Source organism: Psychrobacter sp. JB193, assembly GCF_002285555.1.
GTDB lineage: Bacteria > Pseudomonadota > Gammaproteobacteria > Pseudomonadales > Moraxellaceae > Psychrobacter > Psychrobacter alimentarius.
Map to the genome: position 1 here is coordinate 438707 of NZ_NRGY01000001.1, position 12578 is coordinate 451284.

Genomic DNA, 12578 nt, shown 5'->3' on the forward strand with positions numbered 1-12578 from the left:
AAAACGCAGCCCCTTTTTTAGCTTTATACTCGCCGTTTTTACTGTTTTGTTTTCTATAATGCCTCGCCGCAGTTCGGACAAAAATTCTTTTGTTTGACGTTTACTTCTCTCTCGCGGCGCTCAAGTTCTTGTTCACGTAATACTTGTAGCACGATGCCTTGCGCCTGCTCTTTATCCAAACCAAGCTCACGTCGAATCTTATCTATCATTATCTGATTTTGTATCAAATCAAAATCGCTATCAATCAGTTGCTCTCGAAAATGCTGCTCTAGCTCTTCACGACGCTGAGCAAGCTCATTTGCCAACCCCGTTGCCAAAATACCAGCTGGTAATGCTGCCAGCCCGACACCTAATATCGTGATAATTGCACCCAGTATCTTGCCAGCAGTTGTAATTGGTATGACGTCGCCATAACCAACCGTAGTTAGCGTGACCACCGCCCACCACATAGCTTTAGGTATCGACTCAAACACCTGTGGCTGGGCATGGTTTTCAACCAAATAAATACCACTAGAAGCAGTGACAATCATAATGATCAAAATAAAAATCACCGCTTGAAATGAGCCTTTTTCTTTATTAATGACCACCAGTAGAATACGTAAAGAGGCGAAATATCGTGTCAATTTGAGGATACGGAATAGACGCAAAATGCGTAAGAAGCGTAAATCAATATTCACAAAGAAGTTAAGAAACGCAGGTGCTATCGCCACCAAGTCTATCAACGCTGAAGGACTTTTTAACCATTGCCAACGCTGATGCCAAGTCGTGTTCGTTGGCTTCGCCTCAGCCACACTCCACAATCGCAGCAAATACTCGATAGAAAATATCACAATAGAGAAATTCTCAAACCAAGTAAAATAGGTTTGATAGCCGTAATACCATTGATCAACAGACTCTGCAATGACCGCTGCTACATTGGTCATGATCAAAAATATTAAAAAATAATCAACGCAGCGACTAAAGAACGTGTCATGGTCATCGTTCTGCAAGATATTGTAGACAAAAAGACGCAAGCGCCGTATAGATTGGAGTAGCATGACGTCCCTAATTGGTAAAACACTGGTCTTATGTTAATAAAACATACATCCTAAATATATTTTTTGGATTCTAGCGCAGTCATCGCTGATGACAATTATTCGGTACTACGTTAAAGAACGTTAGTGACACATAGTTATATTTACTTGAGCCAAACGTCATTGATTATACAAAATTTGAATAATAAATATAGGTAGATGTGAGTAATACAAATGCGATGAGTAAAATAGCAAACTGCAACACCTTTTCCTCTAAGCGTAATTGCTGGCTTATATCTTGGGCAGGTAGTAAATATAGATGACATTCAGGGCAACACGAATCTACCTGATTCAATGCTTCCATAGAACGTGCTTTTTCACAGCGTAGAGGAGAATTACTACAGTAGCCGAGCATAATATATACGCCTTTTTTATAACATAATTATCAATCCAAAAAGTGTTAGGTAAACAAGACCAAATTTGAAATCAGGACTTTAGTTTTGAGGTTTTATAGATAAAGCATATATGAAGACAGTTTTATTTCATCTGGTCACGATATAAAAAACAACTATCATCCCATCATGATAACTAATTCTCTCAAAACTCCCAATTTTTTGACTAAAACGTTAGTTGTCATAATCTATCGTATAAAACCGTCTCATATACATTCAAAAAACCTTACAGTTAGCATGGTTTTATAATATAATATAATCTCAATGTTACTCTTTAGTGAATAATCATAACATTGTGTATCGGTAGCTAATGTCATCCCTCATTAGATCTCTACCAAAAACTATCTATCATGTTGAGGAATAAAACGATGAAACTACAATCCCTAGTTTTAGCTGCTATCACTGCATTGACTGTGAATACTGCTTTTGCAGTCCCTGCAGGTACTTGGTCAGTTGCTGCTGGTGCCCATATGGTCGATCCTAAGAATAACAATGGCACCCTTGCAAATGGCGCCATAGATGCTGATGTAGATAGCGATATCCGTCCAACCATCAGTGGCGAGTACTTCATTGCCGACAACGTAGGAGTCGAGCTATTAGCAGCAATTCCTTTCCATCATGACATTACCTTAACAGCTGGTGACACCACAATTGATGCAAAGACTCAGCATCTACCGCCTACCCTATCTCTACAATATCACTTTGACGGCTACAATATGCCTATGAATGTAAAACCTTTTATTGGCGTAGGTGTGAACTACACAACCTTTTTTAAAGAAAAAATTTATAGCGATACATACGAAAACTTAAAGCTGGATGACAGTGTTGGCGTTGCTGGTCATCTCGGTCTTGATATTCCTTTTACCCCCACTGAATCCTTTCGTATCGATGCTCGCTATATGGACATCAAGACCGACGCAAGTGTAGACGTTGCTGGTAAAACGCTAGATATTGGTGAAGTTGATATCAGCCCTTGGGTATATGGCGTGGCATTTGTTAAACAATTCTAATATATCAAAGATAGCACAGATGAAATAGCGTAAATAAAGAAGTCAGTTTGATAACTGACTTTTTTATTGCTGGTAATGATTGTTTTCCAAAAACTCTCAAGCATAAAAAAGACCATCCGTAGACAGTCTTTTTTTAAATTAATTATGTTAAGAGCTGATAATCAAACCTAGAGTAAAATACGGCGTGGATCAGCCAATAAGGTAGCGACATAGCGGGTAAATACTGCTGCATCAGCACCGTTGATGACACGGTGGTCATAAGACAATGAAAGTGGCAGCATTAAGCGCGGCTCAAAAGTCTGCTTTGCAGCATTCCAAACAGGCTGCATGGTCGCTTCTGATGCTCCCAAGATACCCACTTGTGGCCAGTTAACAAGTGGTGTAAACGCCGTACCGCCTAAGATACCTTGGCTTGAGATAGTAAAACTTGCACCTTGCATGTCTTTCGTGGTGAGCTTTTTATCACGTGCCTTGCCTGCCAACTCACCGATTTCGATGGCGATCTGCTTGATGCCTTTATCCTGTGCGTTTTTGATCACTGGCACCACTAAACCGTCATCAGTCGCAACCGCAATACCCATATTGACGCTCTTACGCAAAATCACTTGAGTGTTGTCATCACTCAAATGACTGTTAAAACGTGGGTGCTGTGTGAGGGCATATGCCGTTGCCTTAACAATAAAGGCCAAGATAGTCAGGCCAATACCTTCAGCTTTCATGCCGCCTTTTAGCTCACCGCGCAGTTTTTCAGTCTCGGTGATGTCTGACAAATCAAACTGAGTGACCTGTGGCAATAACGTATTATAGTTAAGCTGAGGTATTGAGACCTTTTGAAGACGGCTGAGGTCTTGCGTTTCCGTCTCACCCCAAATCTCAGTTTTACTCATGTCAGGTAGCTTTGGCAGTCCTGAGCTAACAGCGCCCTGAGCAGCTGGCGTGGCTTGCTGGGTGGTCAAACGGTTTTTGACATGCGCAAACAGATCTTCTTTTAGAATACGATCGTTTAGTGCTGAGCCATTTACCTGTGTAATATCAACACCTAGTTGACGCGCCAGTTTACGTACAGCAGGGCCTGCGTATACATCTGCAAGCTTTTCATTGACTTGTGCTTCGGTCAATTTTTTATCCGTAGAGACCGCAGTTGAGGTCGGCGCAGGTGCTTGCTTTGGCTCGCCTGTTGGAGCTGGCTGCGGTTTATCGCCAGCTTTTGGTGCAGGCTTATCCGCTTTTTTAGCAGTGTCCGCTTTTGGTTTTGCATTAGAACTACCTGCCGCTTTAATGACGATAAAGTCTTGCCCATTAGCAACAGTGTCACCAGCATTTACCAAGATTTTTTCGACCACACCTGCTTCTGGTGCAGGCACTTCAACTGAGGCTTTATCCGACTCAATCAGTAAGATAGACTCATCAGCACTGACCGTATCACCTACACTCACCATAATTTCAGCCACTTGCGCTTCGTCAACGCCTATATCTGGTAGTGCATGGGTGGTCGATGCGCCTTCACTAGCATCCTCAGCCGATTCTTCTACGTCTGTATCCTCTTCAGCAGGTGCGTTTTCAGTACTTTCGTCTGCTTGTTCTGAATCAGTTACTTCTTCGGCATTGTCGTCAGCATCGTCACTTGCCTCAGCACTCTCTAGTTCAATCAATACCATGCCTTCGCTGACTTGATCACCAACAGCAACGCTGATTTTGGTGACTTTACCAGCGGCAGAGCTTGGTACTTCAACTGAGGCTTTATCTGACTCTAGCAAAACGATGTTGTCATCTTTTTCGATAACATCACCCACTGCTACCATAATCTCGCTGACTTCGGCGCTATCGACACCCAAATCGGGGGCTTTAATATCCATGTTTATCTCCTAGTCTTATGATTATTATTCTTTGACATCACCGTCATTGAGTAAAGTTGCATCCGCTTGATCTTCAGCACGACCTTCATTGCTGATTTCTTCATCGTCTTCAGCGACAAACTCAGGTACAGGGCTTGGGTTTACTTTGCCTGGTGCTGGTGCATCTGGAGAATGATCATAATAAGACTGTTGGTGCCATGCAGGTGGCTGATCCACATCGATACCTAAACTTGAAATAGCATCTTTAACCAAACGCATTTCCACTTCGCCTTCATCTGCTAAGCGCTTAAGCGTTGCAACAACGATGTGAGCTGCATCAACATTGAAGAAACTACGTAAGTTTTCACGAGTATCAGAACGGCCATAACCATCCGTTCCTAAAGTGGTATAAGGACGGTTGTCCGGTAACCAAGCACGGATTTGTTCTGAGTAGTTACGCATATAATCGGTTGCTGCTACTACAATACCTTCGTGCGGTGCTAATTGCTCAGTAACCCATGGCACTTTCTCTTCATCCATTGGGTGTAGACGGTTGTAGTCGTCACAAACCATACCATCACGAGTCAACTCGTTAAAGCTAGTAACACTCCAAACGTTTGAGGTGATATTAAACTCATCTTTTAGGATCTTAGCGGCTTTTTGTACTTCACGTAAGATCACACCTGAGCCCAATAGCTGCACCTGAGTTGAACCATTGTCTTCAAGCAGATACATACCACGCTTGATACCTTCTTCGGCACCTTCAGGCATAGCAGGTTGATCGTAGTTTTCGTTCATCAAGGTCAAGTAATAATAAACGCGCTCACCTTCTCCATACATACGGCGTAGGCCATCATGTACGACAACTGCTAGCTCATAACCATAGCAAGGATCATAAGTCACGCAGTTTGGTACGACGTTAAATAAAATTTGTGAATGACCATCTTGATGCTGCAAACCTTCACCATTCAAAGTCGTACGACCCGCAGTGGCACCTAGTAAGAAGCCTTGTGCTTGACAGTCGCCTGCCGCCCAAGCCAAGTCACCTATGCGCTGGAAACCGAACATTGAGTAGTATATGTACATCGGAATCATTGGTAGCGCGTTCACAGAATAACTGGTTGCTAAGGCAATCCATGTACTCATTGCACCCGCTTCGTTGATACCTTCTTCTAGCATATGACCATCGATAGCTTCTTTGTAACCCATCAAGGCTTCGCTATCTTCTGGCGTATATTTTTGGCCAACTGCAGAGTAAATGCCGAGTTGACGGAACATACCTTCCAAACCAAAAGTACGCGCTTCGTCTGGTACGATTGGCACGACGCGATCTTGGATATCTTTATTTTTCAGCATGGCTGATAGTAGACGTACAAATACCATTGTCGTTGATTGCTCTTTACCATTGCTACCTTTCAACACTCGATCGAATATTGACAGTTCAGGAATATTCAATGGAATGTGACCACTGCGGCGATTTGGTAAGTGACCGCCTAATGCTTCGCGGCGACCTTTCAAGTATTTCATTTCTGCCGAATCTTCTTCAGGACGGTAGAACGGTAGTGTTTCTAGCTGCTCATCTGTAAATGGCAAATCAAAACGATCACGGAAATAAACGAGCGCCTCTTGATCAAGTTTCTTAATTTGATGCGATTTATTGACCGCTTGTGTTGTGCTGGACAAACCATAGCCTTTGACAGTTTTGACCAGTACGACCGTTGGCTGACCTTTGGTTTTCATCGCTTCGCTAAACGCAGCATACACTTTTTGTGGATCATGACCACCACGGTTTAGACGGGCAATATCCTCATCAGTCAATGCATCTGCCATTTCTTTTAATTCAGGATATTTACCAAAGAACTCTTTGCGAGTAAATTCAGGCGTACGCGCTTCGTATAGCTGGTACTCACCATCGACCACTTCTTCCATACGATGTTTGAGAACGCCAGTATCATCATTGGCAAGCAGGCTATCCCATTTACCACCCCAGATAACCTTAATCACACGCCAGCCCGCACCGCGGAATACTGACTCTAGTTCTTGGATAATTTTACCATTACCACGTACTGGACCATCAAGACGCTGTAAATTACAGTTAACGACCCAAATCAAATTGTCTAACTTCTCACGACCAGCAAGAGAGATTGCACCCAAGCTTTCTGGCTCATCCGTCTCACCATCACCTAAGAATGCCCAAATCTTACGACCTTCTTTCTCTAGTAATTTACGGTTTTCCATGTAGCGATGCACATGAGCATGATAGATCGACATGATCGGACCTAGGCCCATTGAAACGGTTGGGAACTGCCAATAGTCAGGCATCAAATATGGATGTGGATAACTTGATAAGCCTTTACCACCGACTTCACGGCGGAAGTTATCAAGCTGATCTTCTGTCAAACGGCCTTCTAAATAAGAGCGCGCATAGATACCTGGTGCTGAGTGACCTTGATAATAAATCATGTCACCACCGAAGTGATCACTTGCCGCGCGGAAAAAATGGTTAAAACCTGTTTCATAAAGCGTTGCACTAGAAGCAAATGAAGCTAGGTGACCACCCAAATCATCATCATTTTTATTAGCACGCATGACCATCGCCAAAGCGTTATAGCGAATCAACGCACGGATCTTACGCTCCATACCCAAATCACCTGGGTACATTGGCTCATCTTCAACAGCAATACTATTGATATAGGCTGTATCGAGGCGGTTAAATGGTAACCCCTCTTGAACCGCCATGTTGTATAGCGCTTTTAATAAAAACTGAGCACGATCCTTGTCTGCATGCTTGAGAACAGACTCAAAGGCTTGAAGCCATTCTTGGGTTTCGGTGCTATCAGCATCCTTATAATAATTCATCATTACTGTCCTTTTCTGTCAGTCAGCCCTGCCTAAAAACAGGATGTTGTTAAGTCAAAGTATTGTTCAATACTGTCTTAAGGGAATGGTTTGCTCAATGACTTCCTTGTTAATTCAAGAAATTACATTCAGTATTCTGCATGTATACGGTTGCATTTGATCATTTCATAATCTTGGGCATCCAACGTAATTAAAGTAGAAACGGTAATACTGTGCATCTATATATCGTATGCTAACTGAATAATCAGATAGTAAAATACGCTCTCAGCCTAGCTCCTATAATCAACCATCAAACGATAATAACCCTTTATTATAGGCGTTTATGCCACAGTTGTTTATAGCTATAAAGAAATGGTGATATGACAAGTATTTTTGAAATAAATATTGATTAGTGATTAGGTAAATATTTAGTACCTACATTTTACTCTTTTAGTCAGCCAACCTCATTAAGATGAGATAGATAAGTTTCGATAGATTAGATACAGATGTCTGACATATGTCATGGTATTGCTAGCAGATAACACGTTGCTCTTTATGATGACCATAGGGTTTGGTCGTAGAATATCTACCACTTATCGACTCTTTATGGAATTACACTCATAGATATATATAAAATATGCTTTACAATATTTATACATCTAGATATAGAATTATCAACAGAACAATCTATAGCTAGTTTCGACTATCAGTTTATATTGAAGGCTACAATACTATGGAAAAGACTAAATACAGTTTAGGCTACAGAAATTCGTATGTTCTTCAACAATATAGATGTTTATTGTCGATTTTTACTGGTTTTATCATTCTATTATTTATGAGCAACACAGCATTTGCGCTTGCTACAAACCCAGGTGCTGTTTGTAGCAATAGTTTTTCTCAAGGCAGCTTAACCAATGCTGATTATACTAACCTAGTTTCCGCTGTTAATACGAATAACTATGTCAATATATTAGGTAATGCGGGAGGCAGTATTCCCCTACAAGTAAAAATGACAACCGTTGAATCTAGTACTAGTACGGTAAAGTCAAATTTTGGTGTGATTACTACAGCGGGCACTAGTGCTATCAATATTCAAAGAACCTTTCCGAACATCTCAGCTTATACTGACATTATTTTTGACTTTCGCAATGCTTTGACCTCACAACCCATCTACTTAACCAACGTGGCTCTTAGTGCTTTTGACATAGATTATGCCAATAGCAACGGTAACACCTTTGATGATTTCGTGGAGATTACAGGGGTTACTCAAGCAGGCTCTACTATTTCTGGTACATTTCAGCCAATAACTGGCTCAAATATTATGTTTGGCCAACCTCCACAAGGTTTACAAGGTTTATTTACTAGAACCGCCAGTGACCCCAATTGCACAGCCAAAAATTTGGGTACACAATGTCAAGGTTCTGTACAGTTTTCTCAACCAGTAGCTTCAGTGAAAGTCCGTTATACTAATACTGGTTATCTTAACAGTGCAACCAATCAAGAAATTGACTTACGAGTAGACAACTATTGCTATGTTCCTCAGTATATTTTTACAGGCACTGTATTTGATGATAATGGCGGCATCACTGCTGCTCAGGCAAATGCAACCAATGATGATATTACAAGTAGCGGTAGTATTTATACCAATAAGCCTAATTATTTTAATGGCGTTTTTAACTCGCCTCAAGAGTCAGGAATTAGTGGTAGTACCGTTAAATTAGTGAACTGTGCGAACACAGCTACTACTTACGCGACTCAGATCGTTAATACAGGGTCTCCCATCGGTCAGTATCAGTTTAGCGTTCCTATTGCTACTTTTAACAATAATACTAATATTTGTTTAATAGAAGAATATAGTGGAACTGCCTATCCTATTCGAACCACCAGCGATAACAAGAATACTGGATTTACCACTACAACGTACCTTTATTCAAACAATGACTTTGGTAGAGTGATCGCTGCAAACGCAGCCTTGGTTCTAAAAAAAGCACAATATATTAATAACTGTCCGAACACGCTTAATTACACCGATCCTAGTCTTAATACGGCTAATAATGGTGATCCAAAAACCGGATTTAGTACTGGCAGTATTAGTAACATGACACCTGGGCAGTGTATTGCTTATAGAATTACAGCGACCAATCGCGCCAATATCCCTATTGATAATTTTATCATGCAAGACATTCTACAGAAAAAAGGGGTCAATAATGCGACTGTAACCTCAGTCCTGACTACCCCTGCTCGTGAAGCCAATGTGTTTAACGATGGGCTGAGCAATGGACAAAATGGCACGATTAAAACCATATCTCAGACATTGCCCAAAAGAGATAAACGCATATTTTATTTCAATACCAAATACGGTACTACTGTAGACACTCAGTAGCGATCAGTCAGTAATTCTCACCTAATCTACTAGCTTTCTTTTTTATGCCAAAAAGCCCTATCTACCAAGATAGGGCTTTTGCCGTTTGGTCACCTTAATAAGCCCTTTGTCATCTTTATAGTGATTATTTGTATCGTTTACGTGAAAATCACCAAAGAAGAAAATACCTATTTTTTATGCGTACTTTCTATAACAGATTCAGGTTAATTACTCCGCGATTTGTAAGTTAATACCTTATTAGCATTACGATCGAGACAAGGATTTTATATGAAACGATTTAAGCTTGTAACCAACATTTTGTTAGCAGCGTTGGCCTCTACCTGTGTATTAGGTACCGCTCACGCTGATGATGCCTTGAAAATGGATTTAACTGCTAATCAAGTTATCAAAAATGCAGAAGGTAAAACGGTTTATTCGCCAGTACGCACAGCACCAAAAGGTACTGTCATTCAATACAAAGCAACTTATACCAATACTATCAATAAAGATATTAACGATTTGATGGTAGCACTACCAATTCCTACCAACATGGTATTCACAGGTGACGCCACTCCTGCTAGCGCTCAGGCCAGTACTGATGGTCAGAACTATGCTGACATGCCTTTGATGCGTAAAGTAAATGGCAAAGTAGTTAAGGTGCCGTTTTCTGAATACCGTAGCCTGCGTTGGAATATCAAGCTATTACCAGCCATGAAATCCGCCGCCGTATCACTCAATACAATCGTCAACTAATACTTACACAATGCTTTTATCTTAAACCTTCTGGAGATTGACCGCATGAAACCTAATTTATTCCAATACTCAGTGTTGACCATTGGTGTGGTTGCTGCTATGGGTATTACTACTGCCAATGCAGCTACCCCAACAGGTGGTACGTCTGGCTCATTCAATGTAAATAACAAAGCCACAGCTTCTTATACTGTCGCTGGTAATACGACTGTACAAAACGCTGAATCAAACGTAGTCACCGTTAATGTTTCTGAAACGGGCTCTTTTAGTTTGATTTCTACTGTCGTCGATGCCAATCCTAACGATGATTTTGGTAGAGATCGTGCTATTAATGCACAAGCCGTTTCAACCGTGGATTTCACCCATACCTTGGCCAACGCTGGTAACATTAATGATACTTATACCATCAATATTGCCAATGCCACGGGCGATGATTTTGATTACAACCTAGGCAGTAGTATTATCAAGTATCAAAAAGTTGATGCTAGCGGTGCTAACACTGGGGGTTTGGTGACCATTGCTAACGGCGGTACGATTGCATTAGCACCAGGCGAAAAAGCGTTAATCACTGTGACAGCTCAAGCCGATACTAAACGGGTTGCCGATGCTAATGGTATCTTAACCGTCACTGCTCAAAGTGCCTACCTAAAATCGAAACCTAGTAACAGCGCTGTTACTACTTATACCGCTACTAACACTGATAATGCGTTAACCAAAACGCCGCTTTACGCTATCACAAAATCGGCGATTACCAACCTTGGTAACAGTAACTTAGATTTAAATAATGCCACTGCTTATGTTGATTATACGATTACCGTAAAAAACGAAGGTAATATCGCTGGTACTGCAATCAGTATCTCAGATGATCTACCATCAGGCTTGGTAGCAATAGCGTCAGGAGAAGCTAACTATGTAGCGCCTACTGTTACTGCCTCTAATGGTAGTGCCGCTGGCACAGCTGTCATCTCTAATGCCAACAAAACAATCACTGTCGCTGGCCAAAATATCAAAGTTGGCGAAACGATCACCGTCACTTTCCGTGCCAAAAAAGCAACTGGCGCAACCGCTACTAGCTCATTCGTCAACTATGCAGTCGTCAGAGACAATACCAAAGACGATGCTACTGCGAATACGCCTGATATCATCGATAGATCTGATAATGGCACTAATCCAGGCGGTCCTACTGAAAACACTTATGAAGATCCCGCTAAACCTCTAGTAGGTAAAGACGATAATACCAATGCAACCGTAAACACGACCAATCAAACGCGTGCTATTGCCATCACTCCTGGTGCCAATAAAGAAATTGCGCTTGTTACCCCTAATACTATTAATGACGTGACTAACAGTTACACTTATACCATCACTAACAATGGTACTGACGTTATAGAAGCAGCAGGAACAGGCAATAATGCCAATGCTGTCAAACTATCTATAAAACCAACGGCTACTCAAGATGGCGGGATTATTGATAATCCTAATATCAGTATCGCACGTGTCTATGTAGACGCTAACAACAATGGTAAGTTTGACACTGGTGAAATTGAACTTACTGGTGTAAATGGTATCTACGATCTTAATGCTGCCACTCCTTTCGAGCCAGGTAGTACGACCACTCGTAAAGGGTTAGCGCCTGGCGAGAGCGTCAAAATTGGCGTACAGGTCGCTTCAACAGGTAAAGGTAGCAACGATCCAAACTCTACAGCAGATAACGTAAACAACATAGGTGACTTTGAGACTTTAACAGTCGCTGTACAGCCTAATGGTGCTGTTAACGGTACTGCCGCGCCTACTAGCACTGCTGGCAATCCACTGTCTACAACCTCTACGACGACCTTGCAAGGTATTAATCTGAAAAAATACCAAATAGCGGCTAATTGTGATGCTAATCCTGGTGTTACCGCTGCTGCGTGGTCGACTGGCAATGTCACTGCTAATGCTGATCAATGTGTCTTTTATAAATTAGAAGCTAAAAACACATTCATGGATACCGCTAAAATCGTTAACAATCTTGTGGTTTCAGATACGTTAGACAGCAAACTTACCTATCAAACCAATAGCTTCTCAGCGTCCCCAACAGCAACGACTCAAACGCTTGGTCAGTCAATCCAAGTGACATTTGCGAGTATCGCTGCTAATACGACAGCCAACGTTGTGTTTGCTGCAAAACCTTCGCAAACAGGCACTAATTGATAATCAAGTAACCTATAAGCGCCATAAGGTGCTTATAGAACAAATCTCTAGCTTGAACAGTTAAAAATGATTGGTTCAAGCTAGAGATGTTCCACCCTGTTACCTCTTTATGTTTTATTGGATAA

Annotated in this window: 7 protein-coding genes; 4 read left to right on the forward strand and 3 right to left on the reverse strand. The window is 41.5% G+C overall.

What is annotated here, in order from left to right; all coding sequences use genetic code 11:
- Positions 1 to 53 precede the first annotated feature (53 nt).
- The gene (locus CIK80_RS01775; RefSeq protein ID WP_095568625.1) at positions 54 to 1037 is read right to left on the reverse strand and encodes an ion transporter; all 984 of its coding nucleotides are present in this window, start codon (positions 1035 to 1037) and stop codon (positions 54 to 56) included.
- 796 nt (positions 1038 to 1833) lie between these two features.
- Between CIK80_RS01775 and CIK80_RS01780 the strand changes: the two genes are divergently transcribed.
- A complete protein-coding gene (locus CIK80_RS01780) occupies positions 1834 to 2475 on the forward strand; it encodes an OmpW family outer membrane protein (RefSeq protein ID WP_095568626.1) in 642 nt (213 codons plus the stop codon).
- Between the two features lie 167 nt (positions 2476 to 2642).
- Here CIK80_RS01780 and CIK80_RS01785 read toward each other — a convergent pair whose 3' ends face one another.
- Both CIK80_RS01785 and aceE read right to left on the reverse strand, forming a co-directional pair.
- Positions 2643 to 4331: a 2-oxo acid dehydrogenase subunit E2 gene (locus CIK80_RS01785; protein ID WP_095568627.1), complete on the reverse strand. Its 1689-nt coding sequence runs from the start codon at positions 4329 to 4331 to the stop codon at positions 2643 to 2645.
- A gap of 24 nt (positions 4332 to 4355) precedes the next feature.
- Positions 4356 to 7169, reverse strand: a complete 2814-nt coding sequence (gene aceE, locus CIK80_RS01790; RefSeq protein ID WP_084387268.1) for a pyruvate dehydrogenase (acetyl-transferring), homodimeric type — start codon at positions 7167 to 7169, stop codon at positions 4356 to 4358.
- Between the two features lie 814 nt (positions 7170 to 7983).
- On the opposite strand from aceE, the gene CIK80_RS01795 reads away from it, so the two are divergent.
- From CIK80_RS01795 to CIK80_RS01805, 3 genes are all read left to right on the forward strand, one after another.
- Positions 7984 to 9531 carry a hypothetical protein gene (locus CIK80_RS01795; protein ID WP_257011662.1) on the forward strand — a complete coding sequence of 516 codons (1548 nt, stop codon included), beginning with the start codon at positions 7984 to 7986 and terminating at the stop codon, positions 9529 to 9531.
- Positions 9532 to 9798: 267 nt separating this feature from the next.
- Positions 9799 to 10263, forward strand: coding sequence for a hypothetical protein (locus CIK80_RS01800; protein WP_087041333.1), 465 nt, complete (start codon positions 9799 to 9801; stop codon positions 10261 to 10263).
- A 45-nt stretch (positions 10264 to 10308) separates the two neighbouring features.
- The gene (locus CIK80_RS01805; protein WP_095568629.1) at positions 10309 to 12453 is read left to right on the forward strand and encodes a DUF11 domain-containing protein; all 2145 of its coding nucleotides are present in this window, start codon (positions 10309 to 10311) and stop codon (positions 12451 to 12453) included.
- The last annotated feature ends 125 nt before the right edge of the window (positions 12454 to 12578 follow it).

What these genes read in the sequence shown, in the direction of transcription:
- CIK80_RS01775 (WP_095568625.1), bottom strand. Translation starts at nt 1,037, where the DNA reads ATGCTACTCCAATCTATACGGCGCTTGCGTCTTTTTGTCTACAATATC.
- CIK80_RS01780 (WP_095568626.1), top strand. Translation starts at nt 1,834, where the DNA reads ATGAAACTACAATCCCTAGTTTTAGCTGCTATCACTGCATTGACTGTG.
- CIK80_RS01785 (WP_095568627.1), bottom strand. Translation starts at nt 4,331, where the DNA reads ATGGATATTAAAGCCCCCGATTTGGGTGTCGATAGCGCCGAAGTCAGC.
- aceE (WP_084387268.1), bottom strand. Translation starts at nt 7,169, where the DNA reads ATGAATTATTATAAGGATGCTGATAGCACCGAAACCCAAGAATGGCTT.
- CIK80_RS01795 (WP_257011662.1), top strand. Translation starts at nt 7,984, where the DNA reads ATGAGCAACACAGCATTTGCGCTTGCTACAAACCCAGGTGCTGTTTGT.
- CIK80_RS01800 (WP_087041333.1), top strand. Translation starts at nt 9,799, where the DNA reads ATGAAACGATTTAAGCTTGTAACCAACATTTTGTTAGCAGCGTTGGCC.
- CIK80_RS01805 (WP_095568629.1), top strand. Translation starts at nt 10,309, where the DNA reads ATGAAACCTAATTTATTCCAATACTCAGTGTTGACCATTGGTGTGGTT.